The following is a 16909-nucleotide window of genomic DNA, read 5'->3' on the forward strand; positions in this document are numbered from 1 at the left end:
CACCACTTTGTGAATGAGATATGGAGGCCGCAGGCTGTCCTATCCTATCGCCCGGCCGTCATGCCAAATCCTATTGAGTGCGTGAAATAGTTCCTTAAGGGAGGACGAAGCTCCTGCTGAGCCGTCCTTGGAAGAATGACCCCGAACCGGCTCGGCGGGAGCCTCGCCTCCCGCTGATGCTGTCACTCGGTCATCGGCAATGGCTGCAAGGAAGCAGTGGAATTGTTCGGGATCAAGCAGCCGGGACGGCTTCTTGGGGCTGTGCCTGGACGGGGGGTGATTTTTTCTTTTGTGCCTGCTCGGCGGCCTTTTCGGCGGCTTGGCGCATTTGCGGGAGGACTTGCTCCGTCTTGGCTGTTGTCAAGGTGATGATGTCCGTCATCAATCCGGGTGTTTTGTCCAATACCTTCTGGCCTAACGGGCTTTTGTAAAACTGGCTCATGACGCGGAGATCCTCCTCGCTGAACGCATTCATGTAGGCACGGGCGTAGGGGACTTCCATGGCGGTCCAACTGAGGTCCTTCATCACGATTTCGTTCGTGGCCTTCAGGATTTCGTCCGCCACCCTCTGGGCGGTTTCGACATCCAGCGAAGTGGTGAGCTTTTGCACCAGTCTGCGCTGGGTGTCTTCGACCGGACCCAGGGATTGGGTCAAGAGCTGTTCGGCGCGGGTCACCTGGAGCAATTCGCGCGCGGCGGCCAGATGGCTGGTTTCATCCGCCCACCCGCACGTAGAGGTGGCGAGCAACAAAAAGAGGAGGGGAAGGGCACCGGGGTGGGTTTTCATGGGGATGGGTTGTTCGGTTCCACCATCCAGCCCGTCCGGGCCGGTCAGGTGTGGGTGTCGGGAAACGGGGGCGGATTGGGATGGAGATCCGGGGGGTGGTAACTGTGGTCTTGCGCGTGTCGGGCTTCGTGGGGTTGGTTGAATTTCTGGCTTTGTGAAGCCAGGAGCGAGGAGAGCAGTTCCTTCTGCCCGGTGGGGATGAGGGTGAGTTCGACATCGCCCGCGAGCATGTTCTGCGTTTCCAGGATTTCGAAGACCGCTTCCAGAATTTCCTTGTCCTGGCCAATTTCCTGGAGGGCTTTGCCGACGAGGAAAGGCCGCATGGCGGCGGCGCGGGCAAACTCCGAAGCGGCTTCTTTTTCGGCGGTGGATTTGATCACGGCCACCTGGTTGGCACCGACCTGGCGGATGGCCGAGGTGACCTGGCGCAGGCGGTTGACCACTTTCTGCTCGATCTGCTGGATCATGTTGGCATCGCGGAAGTGGACCTTGCGGATGTAGATCGAGCCGAGCTGGTAGCCCCAGGACTCCGATTTGGGTGAGACTTCTCCGCGCACGACGCGGCTCATTTTGTGGCGGTTCTCGAGAAGGGACTCCAGTGGCATGTTGGAAAGGCAGCGGACGGTGGCGTTGGCCACATTGGCACGCAGGGAGCCGCGCGGGTCGGTGTTGCGGAAGAGGAAATCGACCGGTTCGCCGACGCGCATTTCGTACCAGACCCCGATGCCCATGGGGGTGCCTTCCTCGGAATTGACCGGCTGGCTGCGCAGGTATTCCTGGTCGAGGCGGTGGTCGACATTGTGCACCGTGCCGAAAAGGTTCACGATCAGGGCCCTGGGACCGAGGCGAAGGAAGGGCGAATGCAGGCCCGGTTCGTTGAGGATCAGGACCACACTGCCGAAGAGCACGTAGACCTTGCTCTGCATCTCGTCGACCGTGGTGTAAAAGCCGAAGAGGCGCAGCAGGCCGAAGAAAATCGGCACGGCAATCCAGCAGACGATGAAGGTCACAAACGCGATGGGGAGGGCGATCATGGTTATTTCTTCAGGTCGAGGATGATGTGGCGGGCCTGGCGGTACAGGTCGAGCCGCACGTTGCGCAGGTAACCCGGGATGGCATCGGAACCGCTGGCCTTGAGCTGGCGCAATTGCTCGGAAAGCCAGCGCAACGGCTCGACCTCGGCCTGGGCCTTCATGGTTTGGATCTCCACGGCCTTCTTCGACTCGACGATGCGCTGGTCGGCTTGGGCCTGGGCGGAACTGATGTCGGCCGAAACCTCGTTGTTGGCGGTGTTGATCGCGGCCAGGGCGGAGTCGACCTGGGGTGGGGGATCCATGCCGGTGATGAGCGAGGCTTCCAGCACGATGCCGTAACGGGCCGCCGAGGAGGCGCATTCCGAATCCATGCGCAGGTTCAGATCGTTGAGGTTTTTCCGGAGGTCGTTGATCGAGATGCCTTCGAAGCGGATGCCGTCGTCGGCCACGGGCGTTCCGTCGGCTGACGGGGGGAGGTTGACCAGGTCATCGGCCCGTTTGGCGGCGAAGTTGGCGATGCGCTCGCGGAGGATGGAAACGAAATAGCCCATGATGTGGGCGACGGGGTTTTTGACCCCGAAGAGGTAAGCGTAGAGGTTGCGTTCGCTGATGTAGAAGCGGAGCTGGCCGGTGATACCGATGTTGAGCTGGTCCTTGGTCACGGCTTCGAGAACGCTGCCGCCATTATTGGCCATCGGGCTCTGGGGATCGAAGGCGATGCTGATGGTCTCGATGGCCACGGAAACCTTGCGGACTTTCTGCCACGGCCATTTGAAGTAGGGACCGCCGGGTCCGACCACCGCAACCTGGGGATAGATGTAGCGTTCGCGGTCCTCGGGAGGGAGCGTTTCACTGAGGGGGTCGTCGAGCGTGGTGAGTGTGCCGATGCGTTCGGCCTTGCCGAAGGAGGTGACGACGGCGCGCTCGTTTTGTTCGACGGTATACAAGCCACCGATGATGCAGCGGGCCAGGATGTAGGCGATCAAACCCAGCAGAAGCCCAAGAAGCCAGTCAACCCCCATGGCCACAAGCTAGGTCAGCCTCCGCCTTTCCGGCAATCCCAAAACCGGGCGGTGACGTGACATTCTGGTGTAGGAAACTGGAACGCTGGGAATGGCAGAGAAACCTTGCCCGCGGGGGGTGGTGATGGTTCACTCTTCTCCTGTGATCAAAGCTCGAGGACTGAATGCGTTTATCTGGGGGAATTCCATCGCACTGGCTTGGATGTGGGGCCTGGGTTTGTTTTTCAGCGTCCAGATGACCTACATGTTCGGCCTGAAAGGGCTGCTCACTTTTGCCGTTCCCAATGCCTTGGGATTGATGCTTTTTGGTTTTTTCACCCAGATCGTGGCCGACCGCCACCCCGGGGGGCAGGAATCGCTTTCACTGTTTTTCGAAAAATTCGCCAAGCCGTTCCGGCTGATCTTCTATCTATACCAAATTTTGGCCATCACGCTCTCGGTCTTTGCCCTGGTGCGTTACCTTTTCGTCCCCTTGGAACTGGCGACCGGTCCGCTCTTCGGCCTCTACCTTTGTCTGGTGGTTCTCGTCATTCTGGCTGCCGGATGCCTTTTTGGTGAGGAATTCGGTATCCAGAAAATCAAGTACAGCCACCTGGTGCAGGGGTTGATCCTGATTGTATGCGTGGGCACCATCCTTTTCCATCTGGACCCCTTCCTCCCCCGCGACCTCAAATGGGTGGAACCTTTCCGCGATGAGTGGCTGGCCCAGCGTTACTGGGGATATGCCATTCCGGTGACCGTGGGTTTATTGGTGGGCCCTTGGTTAGATTTGCAGCACTGGCAGCGTGCCATCCAGATCCACCGGGAGCGCACTTCCATCCGTCTGGGGTATTTCTTTGGGGGATCGATTTTTTTCCTCCTGCTGCTCTTCCATGGTTGCATGGCCTACTGGGTCATCCGCAACGGCACAGGTCTCTTTGAAGCCCACAAGGGACTCGACAGTTTTTACTATGCCCACGACCTCGTGACCCAGTACTTCTGCAATTTCTACGAGAAGGGGAACGACCTGCTGCCTCTGGCCTACTACGGGTTTCTCGGCATCTGCATCCTGACCACACTCGACAGTGGTTACGTCGCTCTGAAATGGTTCCTGGGTCACAATGCCGAGAAAAGCCAGAACATGCTCCTTTCCATCGTGCCCAAGCAGGTGGTCGGTTCTCCCATCCCCAGTTTCGCCTTCGCCGGATTGGCGACCCTGGTCGCCTACATCGTGAAATTGGAATTGGAATACTTCATGGTGTTCTATGCCTCGTTCTTCGTGGGCTACGCCTGCCTGGCCATCGCCCGCTGCTTTGTCCCCAATTCGCAACACCCCTTGCCCCAGATACGCATGTTTTCCATGGCCAGTATCTCCGTCGTGATTTTTTCCATGGGGTACTTCCGCAGCGAAAATGTCCTGCTCATCCTGGGCTCGATCATGCCCATTGGCTACGTGGTGTGGTTGGTTTTCAATACCGATCTTCTCCGCGTGGTGACCGAGCGCGCGGGTGAAGTCCTGGAGGCGGCGGCCTCGGAAATACCAGCCATCCGGGCCATCACCCGCACCGCCACCGCCGTCACCGGGAGCGATGTTTCGCCGCCCTCCCATGTCCATCCACTGGGGGGCCATTTCGAGGGCAAATGGTTCGTGTATTCGACCATCGCCACTTACGCCGACACCAATTCCGTCGGGAATGTTTACTTCGGCATGTATGCCATGTTCGTAGGAAAAACGCGCGAGCTGTTCTTCAATACCGTCATGCCGGACTTCGATCTCAAGACGACCAAATTCTTCATCCTGACCCGGTCTTTCGAGCACAAGTTTGTCCGGGAAGCCCGTGAGTTCGACACCATCACGGTCAAGATCCGGGTGTCCGAGACGAACCGGAAGTTCTGCACACTGGAACACCAGATCTTTGATTCTGCCAACAATGTTCTCGGCAAAGGCAAACAGGGTCTCCTCTTTGTCTCGTCCAAGGACTACAGCCTCATCGATATCCCCTCCGAAGTTTATACCGCCTTCATGAAGTATATCTGAGCCGCATGCCTTCTCGGTTTTTCTAAGCTATTGCTAACCAACAAATTAAGTGTCGTTTTGGACCTGGCCATACTGTCCGGTTTGTGACCTGGCTGTCATCTATTCGGCACATTTACTGCTGATCCTTTCCCGAGATGTTGCGTTTCCGGCCGCTCCTGATTGTGATCCCCTTTGTGGCCGCCTTGCTGCTTCCGCCGGGCCATCTCCAGGCCCAGTCAGCCGCGGATCTTCTCCAGACCGGCTCAGCCGCCTACCAGGCCGGTGATTTCACCAAGGCAGAACAGGCTTTTTCCCGATTCCTCGCCGACTATGGCAATTCGCCTGAAGCCGCCACCCAGCGCGAAAATGTCCTGCGGCTGACCGGGGTTTGCCAGATCCAGTTGGGCAAATTCGGGGAGGCCATGACCACGGTGGAGCGCTACCTCCGCGAATTTCCGCAGGGGAGCAGGGCCGAAGATTTTACTTTTTGGAGGGGAGTCGGCGCACTGAAACTCGACGATGGAAAAAAAGCTTATGAGGCTTTCGAACAATTCCTGAAGGCCTATCCGCACAGCAACCGCTCCGAAGATGCGCGTTTCAGCATGGGGTTGGCCCTGCTGCGGCAGGACAAGTTCAAAGAGACAGCCGAGTACTTCGCCAAACAAACCGAATGGAAGCCGGCCATTGCCTACCAAGTAGCTGTTATCCGTCTCCACGCCCTGATCCAGTCCGGCCAATTTGATGCCGCGGCCCAATTCCTCCCTTCCATCCACCCCGAGGATGAGGCTGCCTGGAAAATTGCCGCCTACCACCTGCTGGCCCTTGATCTGGGCAACCGACTCATGGAAGAGGACAAGTACCGCCCCGCCCTCGGCGTGCTCCAGCGGGTTTGGTCCAAACCGCGCATCTCGGCTCGCCAGTCCGGCCGCCTGGAAAATCTCCAGTCGCAGATCACCAAGCTTTCAGCCAACCCCCAGTCCGCGGGTTCATACGAACTGCTGCAACTCAAGGATCTTGCCGCCCAAGTCGGACAAGACCTGGCCCAGTTGGGTAAAATCCCGGATTACGACACCGCCCTGCAGTTCCGCATCGCCCGTTGCTTCTACGAACTTGAACGTCCGCGCGAGGCTTATCTGGCCCTTCATCACATGGTATCGAAGATGCCCGAAGGGCCGCTGCTGGCCCCGGCCGGTTACACCATGATGATCTGCCTGACCCGGATGGAACGGTGGGACGAGGCAGTGGCGGCGGCGGATGACTTTGCCAAGCGGTTCCCCAAGGACAAGCAGCTGCCGGCGGTCCTTTACCTGAAAGCCGAATCACTCCAGCGCATGCGTTCTTACGCCGAAGCCGGGCAAACGTTCCGCCAAGTGGCCGAACAATTCCCCGATTTCCCCGAGGCCGCGCGCTGCGATTTCCTCGCGGGTTACACCCTGTTGCTGCAGAACAAGAACACCGAAGCGGCGGCCCATCTGGCCGGGGTCCAGGAACGGCAGCGACGCAGTCCCTTTGCCGAACAGGCCCTTTACTGGGAGGCCATGGCCACCCATTTCAACAAGGATTACCCCAAGAGCCGGGAAGTTTTTGCGGAATACCTCAAGAAATTCCCCAAGGGCACGAACCAAGCCGACGCCACCTACCGCCGCGCACAGGCCCTCTTCAACCAAAAACTTTTCACCGAGGCATACAAGGAATTGGAGGCTTTTCTCAAATCCTATCCGGACAGCACGCCTTATGACGAGGCCTGCAACCTCCTGGGTGATTGTTATCTGGCACTGGGCGAAATCTCCCGGGGCCTGGCTTCCTACGCCAAAGTGAGCGGCCGCGATTCCAAACTATTGGAGTATGGCATCTTCCGCACCGCCCAGGCCTACAAGGCCGAGGAGAAGTACGACCAGATGCTGGCCCTTTTCATCCGATTCACCAAGGAGCGGCCGCAAAGTCCGCGTCTGAGCGAAGCTCTTTCCCAGCTTGCCTGGGTCTACCGTCGGCTGGAAAAACCTGACAAAGCGGTAGAAATTTACTGGGATGCGGTGGAGCGCTACGGGAACGACCCGGAAGCCCCGGCGGTCGAGACCATGTTCAAGACACTGGGCCGGATGAACCGCGCCCCGGAGCAAAAAACCGCGCTGCTGGCCCGCCTTTCCGACATGGCCGAGGACGCCCTGGCACAGAAGAAAAATACCCTCGCAGCACGCATCTGGTGGCTTCGCGCCTCGCTGCTTGAGAAGGAATCCCCGGAGGAAGCCTCCAAACTTCGCTTGAAGATTGCGGCCACCGTCCCGCCCCGGGAATTGAGTCCGCTGCTTCTGGCCGATGTGGCCGACGAATTGCGCAAGTCGGCCAAGACATCGGATGCCGCGCTTTTCTACCAGACCATCCTCAGTTGGTATCCACTCTGCGCCTTCAAGGACCGGGCCTATGCCGGCCTCGGTTTGCTGGCCATCCAGGAGGGCAACGAAAAGAAGGCCCTAGACCTCTTTGCCCAATTCGAGCGCGAAGCGGGCCGTTCCCCGCTGTTGGCCGAGGTCCTCCAGGCCCGGGCGGGACTGCTGGAAACCCGGGGCAAATCCGATGAGGCGGTCAACGATTTGGAAAAAGTCCTGCAGATTCCCGGTGCCAAAGGAAAACCCTGGGTGGACGCCCTCTATCGCATCGGTGAGATCCGGATGCGGCAGAACGACCCCAAACGGGCCATTCCCTATTTCCAGCGGATCTACGTGATGTACGGCCGGTGGTCCGATTATGTGGCCAAGGCCTATTGGCAAAGCGGGCAGGCCTTTGAAAAGCTCAACATGTCGGCGGAAGCCGTCAATACGTACAAGGAATTCGTCGCCCAGGAACATCTGGGCCAGACGCCCGAATACAGCAAGGCCAAGGAACGCCTCAAACTGAGCGGGGGTGGGGCATGAAACGTCCGATCCTGCTGGCTTTCGGATTCCTGTGTATTCTGCCGTTTGCCCTGCAAGCGGACGAAATCCTGTTGAAAAACGGCCAGAAATCCACCGGGCTGATCACGGGAACCGATGGCAAATCCGTCACCCTCCGCATGACCATTGGCGGCGGGGAGGCGGAAATTCCCTACCCGTTGGCCCAGGTGGAACGCGTGCAGTTTGCCAATGATGCCGGCCAACAGATCCTCTTGGCTTCCGACGATCCCGGCCGCTTGGCCGAAGTCACGGCTATCTGGGACAAACGCCGGGCTTTTCTCGCATTGGCCGACAGCGATGCCGGGGCCTGGGCCCTGCGTTGCGCCCGCCTGATGCTCGGTAAAAAGACCAAGAAGGCAGCCGCCGAGGCCGTCGAGCTTTGCCGTCTCGTCGAAAAAGAAGACTGGGATGCCGCCCGCAAGGCTGATGCCGCCCGCCTGCGCCTCACCGCGATGGCCGCATCGGGACAGATCGACGAGGCCATCAAGGAGGCGGAAAGCCTCCAGGATGCCTCGGGTGTTGACGAGCAGACACTTGCCGGTGCCCGGATCAAGGCCCGTTTCCTCCAGGCCCAATTGTCCTGGAACAAGCTGCTCGAATTGGAAAAAGATTGGCCGAAATGGGAACTGATGGCGGACAAGCGCCGGGAGCGCACCCGCCTGCTCAACGAGGCCCTCGATGGGTTCCTCTTCCCGGTGGTCTTCCAATCCAATCTGGTGAACAGTTGCGCCGAGGGACTTTTCCGTGCAGCGGAAATCGAGGCGCATGACGGCCATCCCGAGCGCGCCCTGTTGGCGCTCGATGAAATCCTGCGATACTTTCCCGATCCCGAGTTCCGTGGCAAAGCGGAACAATTGAAGAAGGAACTGGAAAAGCAAAACAAGCCCACAGCCGAGAAAAAATCATGAACCACCCCATCCGCCTCCCCATCCTCATCCTCCTGCTGGCCCTGGCCGGTTTTACCTGCCTGTCTCCGTCTGAATTGTCGGCAGAACCGGAGCCGACCACCCAGGAAAACATCAACAAAAAGGTCGCCGCCGGCCAGAAGGACAAATCGCTCCTCGACCTGTACCACGAGGGAGGCCCGGTCATGCACCTCATCGCCCTTTGTTCGGTGGGGATGATGGCTTTGTCCGGTTTCTGTGCCCTGAATTACAGCAAAGCCAAATTGATGCCACCCGCCCTCGTCTCCAGCCTCAGCCAGCTGATGAGCCAGCGTGATGTGGCTGCGGCCCACCAACTCTGCCAGCAACATCCCGGGCCCCTCTCCAATGCCCTCCAGTCCGCGCTGGTCAAGGCCAACTTCGAACGCGATATGTTCAACAAAACCGCGATGGAAAATGCCATTGCCGACGAATGTTTCCGTGAGGAGACCAAGATGATGGTGGTGATCAATTACCTCAACACCCTGGCCGTCATGGCCCCGATGATCGGATTGTTGGGCACCGTCATCGGGATGATCAGCAGCTTCTCCGCCCTGACCGCGGGCAAGGCCGAGGCCACCGAACTGGCCGGGGGTATTGGCGAGGCCCTGGTTGCCACCGCTGGCGGTCTCCTTCTGGCCATCCCTTCGATGTTCCTTTACTTCTACTTCCGCGGCCAGGCCCAGAGCGTCATGGCTGATGTGCACAAGGCGCTTTCCACTCTGCTCGACCTTTTCACCGGCGAGGTCACCGCACAAAGCCTGCAACACCCCAGTGGCCACTCCGGCTCCATACCCCGTCCCTGACCTCGTTCACCCCGCAGTTCATCCACAGCCATGAGTGAAATCCGCCGCAAAATGAGGCGTCCCCACGTCGAGGAGATCGGTCTCCAGATCGCGCCCATGATCGATGTGGTCATGCTGTTGCTGTTCTTCTTCATGCTCACCGGCAAACTCATGCAGGGCCAGAAAATGAGGACGCTCGACCTCCCCCGGGCCTCGGCCGCCGTCATTCCCAAGGACACCAGCGGCCGTGATATCATCAATGTCGACGAACAAGGCCGCATGTTTGCCGGGGACCAGCAGATGGACCTGAAGCAGCTCAAGGCCTATCTCAAACAGCGACTGATCGACTATCCGCCCCTGAAGATCTACGTCCGCGCCGATGCGAGAACACCGGCCCGCCAGATCAAGGACATCATGCAGGCTGCCGCCGAAGGCGGGGCCGTCGAGGTCATCATCGCCAGCAACAAGAACTGATCCACCATGGCCACACCGCGCAAAATCGAGCATCCACAGGTCGAACTCCAGATCGCCCCGATGATCGACGTCTGTTTCCTTCTCCTTTTCTTTTACATCATCACCTCCAAGCCGGTGAAGCCCGAGGCCGATCTCAGCATGACCCTGCCCGGCACCGTGGCCCAGGAGCAGGCCCTCGACATCCCGGACGAACAACGGGTGGAAATCCGCGCCAACGGCCAGATCATCCTCAACGATCTGCCTATCGACCGCCCCGAGAGCAGGGAACTCCCGCAATTGGTCGCCACGCTCAAGCGGTTCAAGGAAGCCTGTGATGCCAACAAGTCGGAAGCGCTCATCACCCTGGATGCCGAGGACACCGTACTCCACCAGCGCATCGCCGATGTCATGAACGCCTGTGCCTTTGCCGGCATCCAGGGGGTCAGCTTCGCCACCGGCGGCGAAGATGAGGAAACCTTTTGAACACGCCCATCCTGGATACGCCCCCCGGGCAGAAGTCCCGCCTGCGCCGCACCGTGGTCAGCGTGCTGGTGGTGAGTCTGGCGGTTCATGCGGTCATCGGTGTTGGAGCCGGGGTCTGGGTCATCGCCCGTTACTTCTCTCCTCCCCCGGCGGTTTTTGAATCCAAACGGGTCATCGCCATCCCGCCGCAGATCATCGACCCGGCCATGGCCTCCGCCGAACTTGAGGGGGCGGCACCCAGGCCGACCATGGATGAGAAAATCGCCAGCCTGCGCGAAACCGACTTCGCCCTGCCGGACCTTCCCAAAGTTCCGATGGACCAGGTGACGGATTTTGATCCTTCGGCCGTGGTCACGGACTCGGCCGGGCTGGGATCGGGTTTTGGTGGCAGCGGCACCGGTTCCGGAGGGGGTGGGGGAGGTGGGGGCGGCGATGGGTTGGGCACCGGGATCAGTTTTTTTGGCATCAAAGGCCAGGCCCGCAGCGTGGTCATCATGTTCGACGTTTCCAAGAGTGTGCAGACCAAAGCCGAGAAAGCCGGTGTGCCCATCACCGCCATCCGCGATGAGACCACCAGGCTCATCGAAGGCCTGTCCATCAACACGACCTTCAACCTCGTGCAGTTCAGCCGGATCTACCAACCCATGGCCCCGGAAATGCAGCCACCGAGCGATGCCGGAAAGGCCATGGCCAAAAAATGGCTGGAAACGGAATTCCGCACGGACGGGATGTTGCCCCGTTCGGTGAGGGGTTCGCGCGTTCCCGCGGCCGGTGGGGACAACGGCATTGCCTTCATCCTCGATGGCGTCCTGGCGATGAAACCCGATATGATTTTTCTGATCTCCGACGGCAGCTTCCAATCCGATCTCCATGCAGAGCAGGTGCCTTGGAAGGAGCTGGAGGAATTGGTCGACAAGCACCGCAAGCTCGGCACCCAGACCAAAATCAATTTCATCGGCTTCGAGATGAAACCCGAGGACAAGAAGGAAATGAGGTCCATTGTCCGTAAAACCGACGGCACCCTGAAGGAAATCGGACGGGATTGAGCCCTGCGCCCCCTTTCTCCATGCTTGCCACTTCGAAGAAATCACCTGTAATAGGCACGATGCCGTCGTCCGTTTCCACGGAACCCATGAAGATCTCGAAGGAGTTGCTTGTCGAGATCGGTGGCTGGCGTGCCATGAAAGAGGGCCGCGCCCTTTGGGAGTGCGGCAAGGTCAAGGAAGTCTCCTACGAGCCTCCCATGCTGGTTGGGATCGTGCAAACCGGCACCAGCACGGTCAATGCCCGTCTCAACCTCGGCCGCCGCCTCTCCGATGTCGAAAACCTCTGTTCCTGCCGCCAAGCCCGCGAGTACGGCACGGTTTGCGCCCACGTCATCGCCCTCGGACTGGAATACATCGAGTCCACGCCCTCTGCCAACGGGTCCTCAGCGGCGCCCAAGCCCGCCACCCGCATTTCCGTCCCTTCGGTCCATGGGCACAGCGCACCGGAAAAAGTGGCCCCCCGCCTCCACTACATCCAGCTTTCCGAGGTCGCCGACGACACCCAGGTCCTGCAATTGCATCTGACGCTCCCCATCCGCCTCATCGATTCCTGGAATACCGGCGAAATGAGGATCATCTGCCAGGGCAGCCAGCCGGGGCAAAACCCGCACCCCCTCGAACATTATTGCGGGGATGAACTCAAACCCTTTGCCGTTTCCGATGCCGACGCACAGGTGCTTGACCTGATCCGCCGACTGAACAACGGGGGGACCCCCGGCATTTGGCAGCTTTCGTCCAAGTATTTCGGCGAATTCCTCACCGCCCTGGTTGGCCACCCCCGTGTCTTCCACGGTAAAAAAGAACCCCTGGAGATCGCCCGCGCCGGGGAACGCTCCCGGTTGCACCTCGACCTGCTCGAAAACGGCGAATTGCTCATCCATCTGGAGGAACCGACGGGAACCGACGGGGATTTCCTCCAATCGACCCACGGACAGTGGCGGCTCAACCTGAACCGGCTGGAGAAAGTCAACGGCCTGCCGGTCAGCTACCTCAGTGTCCGGCAGCGCGATGTCACCGTACCCCGGACCCAGTTGGCCCATTTCTTCCAGTACGAAATCCCGCATTTGGAGCGGCAGGCCGACCTGGTCCTCTCGCCACGCTGCAAGGAAATCCAATTCACCAAGATTGTGCCCAAGATCCGGGCCACGCTGGACGGCTTGCTGTCTGGATTAAGTTGTAAGGTCGAGGCGGTTTACGGCGACAAGACCTACGTGCTTCAGGGCAATGGCCCCGTGTCTTCCTCGGAGATCGACCAGTGGCGGCCCGACCCGGCCGATCCGCTGAAGTATTTCATCCGCGACCGCGAGCATGAACACCGTGCACGCCTGGAGGTGCAGATGGCGGGCTTCGCCGCGGGCACCCGCAATCCCGAGTTGTACACCTTGGCCGGGGAAAGCCGGGTCGGAGATTTCCTGGCCAACATCCTGCCCCGTTGGCAGCGCTCCTGGGCACTGGAATACACCCCGCGACTGCGCCAGCTCCTGGACAAGTGCGACCACATCGAACCCGAGATCACCATCAATCCGTCCCAGCAGGAATGGCTGGCGGTCGATATCCAATTCAAGGAGGCCAAGGGGGCCTCATCCCTGACCCATTCCGACGTCCAACGTCTTCTGCAGATGGGGGCCAGCCACCAGCGGATGAACAACGGTCGGATCGCCCTCGTGCCCATCCATTCGGTGCGCGAGTTCCAGGAAGTCATCCGCGACTGCGAGGCGCACCAGAACGGCGAGGGGATGAAGATCGCCCAGCGTTACGCCCGTTACCTGGGTGAGGCTTTGGAAGTCAACGGGTGGTCTCTGACGGGACGATCCGCTTGGAAGCCACCGCAGGCCTTGACGGATTTCACCGAGGTTCCGCTGGCCGATCATTTGCGTGAACTCGTCCGCCCCTACCAGCAAACAGGGGTCAACTGGATCCATCATCTGGAAACCAACGGGATGTGCGGGATTCTGGCCGATGAAATGGGTCTGGGCAAAACCCTCCAGACGCTGGCCTACCTCAAAATGCGCAAGGATTCCGGCCAGGCCAAAGGACCCTTCCTCGTCGTCTGCCCGACCAGCCTGGTCTTCAATTGGCGAGACGAGGCCCAGCGCTTCACCCCCGACCTCAAGGTGCTTTCCCTCCATGGCGCCAAACGCTCCGCCCTTTTCGACAAGATTACCGGCCACGACATCATCGTCACTTCCTACGCGCTGGTGCGTCGCGACATCGAACACCACAAAAACATCGAGTTCGATACCATCATCCTCGACGAGGCCCAGCACATCAAAAACAAGAGCAGCCAGAACGCCCAGTGCGTCAAGCAACTCAAGGCGGGTTACCGACTCGTCCTCACCGGCACACCGATCGAGAATTCCCTCCTCGATCTCTGGTCCATTTTCGACTTCCTCATGCCCGGGTATCTGGGCGGGGCCACGGACTTCAAAAACCGCTACGAAATCCCCATTGCCCGCAACAACGACACCGCAGCCCAGGAACGGTTGAAGCGCCGAGTCCGCCCCTTCATCCTGCGCCGGACCAAGGCCGAGGTTGCTTCGGACCTCCCGGCCAAATTGGAACAACTCGCCTACTGCGAACTCACGGAAGAACAGAAACAGGTCTACCAATCGATCCTCGAGGCCAGCCGCCGCAACATCCTGGACCTCTCCGGAAGGAAGAATCCCGACCAGAGCCGCATGGCCATCCTCACCGCCCTCATGCGTCTTCGCCAGGTATGTTGTCACCTCGAGATGCTGCCGTTCGACGAAACCCGCGAGTGGAAGGAACCTTCAGCCAAGATCGACTACTTCGTCGAACTTCTCAATCAGGCCATCGACGGCGGCCACCGCATCCTCGTCTTCAGCCAGTTTGTCAGCATGCTCAAACTGGTCGCCCGCACCTTGCAGCAGAAGGAACTGAAATTCTGCTACCTCGATGGTAGCACGATCGACCGTCGCAGCGAGGTGAAGAAGTTCCAGGAAAACGACAACATCCCGGTCTTCCTCATCAGCCTCAAGGCCGGGGGCACCGGCATGAACCTGACCGGGGCCGACATGGTGGTGCACTTCGATCCGTGGTGGAATCCGGCGGTCGAGGACCAGGCCACCGCCCGAGCCCACCGCATCGGCCAGAACCGCATCGTACATTCCTACAAACTCATCGCCCGTGGCACAGTCGAGGAAAAGATCGTCAACCTCCAACAGAAGAAGAAAGACCTGGTGGCCAACACCCTGGTCAGTGAGGAAGCCTTCATCCGCAATCTCACCTGGGAAGAGTTGCAGGGCCTCTTGGAGTAGAGCGTTTCCTCTCCGTTCTCGCTTCGTCTCTGCAAAGATTCAAAGACGGTTTATTACGTCACTGCAGGAACGGGAGGTTGAAAAAAAGCCGATGAATCCTCACGAGTTTTGCGCCACGCTCTCTTCCGGGCAACCGCCCACTGGATTGGACTTTCCCCTCCAAGCCCTCTGGTGGGAGGCGAAGGGGAATTGGCACAAAGCCCATGAACTCTGCCAAGAAGCGGGATCAAAAGAGGGCGACCGCATCCATGCCTACCTGCACCGGGTGGAGGGGGACGATGGTAACGCTGGATACTGGTATGCGAGGGCCGGTGAAGCGGTTTTTCTTGGCACGCTCCAGGAGGAACGGGAGCTTCTGCTCAGGCGTTTTCTTCCGTAGGACAGACTGGAATGAAAGTGCTACGTTGCTTTTTATGATCCGAATCGCCGCAGTCTTGGGGTTTCTGGCCGTGGCCCTTGGGGCCTTCGGCGCCCATGGTTTGAGGCACCAGCTTGAAGCCCAGGAACGGCTCGGAACATGGGAAACCGCCGTTCTTTACCACTTGGTTCACGTTGTGGTGATCCTGGTCATCGCGCTGGCCCGTCCGCAGGCGGTTTGGGCATCCCGTTTTTTCACGGCGGGCATCCTGATTTTCAGCGGCACGCTCTATGTGCTTTGCCTGACCGGTCAAACCTGGCTGGGGGCGGTGACCCCGCTTGGCGGCCTGCTCCTCCTCGCCGGATGGGGATGTTTGCTGTTCAACAAAAGACAACGAAGTTAACCAAGCATCTCATCCGGGGGTTTGAATTCCCCAATTTGAATTACTTCGTTTTCTTTGTTACCTTCTGTTCAATCTACTCACCACTTCAACGCCACCAGACGGCGGGCAACTTCTTCCGCGTTGGCCCGGCTGTTGAATGCCGAGATGCGGAAATAACCTTCCCCGGCACTGCCGAACCCGGAGCCCGGTGTGATGACCACGTGGGCCTCGTTCAGGACGCGGTCGAAGATTTCCCAGCTGGTGACACCCTTCGGACCCGCCACCCAGATGTAAGGGGCATGTTCACCACCGTAAACCTTGAGGCCGGCACTGCCCGCCGCTTCGCGGAGAATCCTGGCGTTGCCCATGTAGTGATGGATCAGGTCGTGGACCTGTTTTTTCCCCTCGGGCGAATAAAGGGCTTCGGCGGCACGCTGCACGGGATAACTGACGCCGTTGAACTTGGTGGTGTGGCGACGCGACCAAAGCGGGTGGATGGGGTGTTTCGTTCCCTCGGGCGTGGACCCATGGAGGCTCTTGGGCACGACGGTCCAGGCGCAACGCACTCCGGTGAAGCCGCCACTCTTGGAAAAGCTGCGGAACTCGAGGGCACAATCGCGGGCCCCGGGAATTTCATATATGCTGCGCGGAATCCCCGGGTCCTGGATATAGTCGCCGTAGGCGGCGTCGTAGAGCAGGATGCTGCCGTGTTGGAGGGCGTAGGCCACCCAGGTTTCCAGCTGCTTGCGCGTGGCCACGGCCCCGGTCGGGTTATTGGGATAACAGAGGTAGATCAGATCGACCTTCTCTTTCGGAACTTCCGGAACAAAGCCGTTCTCCGGGCCGCATTTCAAATAAACCAGTCCGGCGTAGGCCCCGGTTTCGTCGGCTGCTCCGGTGTGCCCGGCCATGACATTGGTGTCCACATAGACCGGATAAACCGGGTCGGTGATGGCGATGGTGTTGCCGTCGCCGAAGATATCCAGGATGTTGCCGGTGTCGCACTTCGATCCGTCGGAGATGAAGATTTCGTCGTCAGCCACCTCTAGGCCGCGGGCGCGGTATTCGTTTTCCGCGATGGCTTTGCGGAGGAAGTCGTAGCCCTGCTCGGGTCCGTAGCCGCGGAAGGTCGAGCGGTGGCCAAGTTCATCGACCGCCTGTTTCATGGCGGTGCGGGCGGCCTCGGGGAGCGCTTCCGTGACATCACCAATGCCGCAGCGGATCAGTCGCTTGGTTGCTTCGGGGTTGGCATCGGTGAAGGCTTTCACCCTCCGTCCGATTTCAGGAAAAAGGTAACCGGCTTTGAGCTTGAGGTAGTTTGCGTTGATCTGGGCCATAGAAGGGAAGGATTGAACAGAAGTTAACAAAGGGAACCAAGTGGAAAAAAATGTATTTCCCGGATCTCTGGCTTGCTTCGTTATCTTTGTTGCCT

The 16909-nt window shown here is 59.4% G+C and carries 14 protein-coding genes; 10 read left to right on the forward strand and 4 right to left on the reverse strand.

All coding sequences use genetic code 11. From position 1 onward, the window contains the following. Positions 1–232 precede the first annotated feature (232 nt). From SFU85_01350 to SFU85_01360, 3 genes are read right to left on the reverse strand one after another with little or no spacing between them, the layout of a single operon-like run. A complete protein-coding gene (locus tag SFU85_01350) occupies positions 233–787 on the reverse strand; it encodes a DUF2059 domain-containing protein (GenBank protein MDX6765415.1) in 555 nt (184 codons plus the stop codon). A gap of 44 nt (positions 788–831) precedes the next feature. Continuing rightward, positions 832–1821, reverse strand: a complete 990-nt coding sequence (locus tag SFU85_01355) for an SPFH domain-containing protein (GenBank protein ID MDX6765416.1) — start codon at positions 1819–1821, stop codon at positions 832–834. 2 nt (positions 1822–1823) lie between these two features. Beyond that, positions 1824–2843 (reverse strand): SPFH domain-containing protein, encoded by a 1020-nt coding sequence (locus SFU85_01360; GenBank protein ID MDX6765417.1) that lies wholly within the window; start codon positions 2841–2843, stop codon positions 1824–1826. 142 nt (positions 2844–2985) lie between these two features. On the opposite strand from SFU85_01360, the gene SFU85_01365 reads away from it, so the two are divergent. The 10 genes from SFU85_01365 (at position 2986) to SFU85_01410 (ending at position 15498) form a co-directional block, all read left to right on the forward strand. Beyond that, positions 2986–4860, forward strand: a complete 1875-nt coding sequence (locus SFU85_01365) for an acyl-CoA thioesterase (GenBank protein ID MDX6765418.1) — start codon at positions 2986–2988, stop codon at positions 4858–4860. A 134-nt stretch (positions 4861–4994) separates the two neighbouring features. Further along, positions 4995–7751 carry a tetratricopeptide repeat protein gene (locus tag SFU85_01370; GenBank protein MDX6765419.1) on the forward strand — a complete coding sequence of 919 codons (2757 nt, stop codon included), beginning with the start codon at positions 4995–4997 and terminating at the stop codon, positions 7749–7751. After that, positions 7748–8677: a hypothetical protein gene (locus SFU85_01375; GenBank protein ID MDX6765420.1), complete on the forward strand. Its 930-nt coding sequence runs from the start codon at positions 7748–7750 to the stop codon at positions 8675–8677. Before SFU85_01370 ends, SFU85_01375 begins: the two co-directional genes overlap by 4 nt. Then, positions 8674–9498: a MotA/TolQ/ExbB proton channel family protein gene (locus SFU85_01380; protein MDX6765421.1), complete on the forward strand. Its 825-nt coding sequence runs from the start codon at positions 8674–8676 to the stop codon at positions 9496–9498. The genes SFU85_01375 and SFU85_01380 overlap by 4 nt, the downstream gene beginning before the upstream one ends. A 30-nt stretch (positions 9499–9528) precedes the next feature. Continuing rightward, positions 9529–9951: a biopolymer transporter ExbD gene (locus SFU85_01385; GenBank protein ID MDX6765422.1), complete on the forward strand. Its 423-nt coding sequence runs from the start codon at positions 9529–9531 to the stop codon at positions 9949–9951. A gap of 6 nt (positions 9952–9957) precedes the next feature. Further along, positions 9958–10413, forward strand: a complete 456-nt coding sequence (locus SFU85_01390) for a biopolymer transporter ExbD (GenBank protein ID MDX6765423.1) — start codon at positions 9958–9960, stop codon at positions 10411–10413. After that, the gene (locus SFU85_01395; GenBank protein MDX6765424.1) at positions 10410–11459 is read left to right on the forward strand and encodes a hypothetical protein; all 1050 of its coding nucleotides are present in this window, start codon (positions 10410–10412) and stop codon (positions 11457–11459) included. The genes SFU85_01390 and SFU85_01395 overlap by 4 nt, the downstream gene beginning before the upstream one ends. Before the next feature lie 86 nt (positions 11460–11545). Continuing rightward, positions 11546–14737, forward strand: coding sequence for an SNF2-related protein (locus SFU85_01400; protein ID MDX6765425.1), 3192 nt, complete (start codon positions 11546–11548; stop codon positions 14735–14737). Between the two features lie 91 nt (positions 14738–14828). Further along, positions 14829–15116, forward strand: a complete 288-nt coding sequence (locus SFU85_01405) for a hypothetical protein (protein ID MDX6765426.1) — start codon at positions 14829–14831, stop codon at positions 15114–15116. 34 nt (positions 15117–15150) lie between these two features. Then, entirely contained in the window at positions 15151–15498 is a 348-nt protein-coding gene (locus SFU85_01410; GenBank protein ID MDX6765427.1) for a DUF423 domain-containing protein, read from the forward strand. 77 nt (positions 15499–15575) lie between these two features. On the opposite strand, the gene SFU85_01415 is transcribed toward SFU85_01410, so the two are convergent. Then, entirely contained in the window at positions 15576–16814 is a 1239-nt protein-coding gene (locus tag SFU85_01415; GenBank protein ID MDX6765428.1) for an LL-diaminopimelate aminotransferase, read from the reverse strand. Positions 16815–16909 lie beyond the last annotated feature (95 nt).

Source organism: Candidatus Methylacidiphilales bacterium (assembly GCA_033875315.1).
GTDB lineage: Bacteria > Verrucomicrobiota > Verrucomicrobiia > Methylacidiphilales > CAZTYG01 > JANRJG01.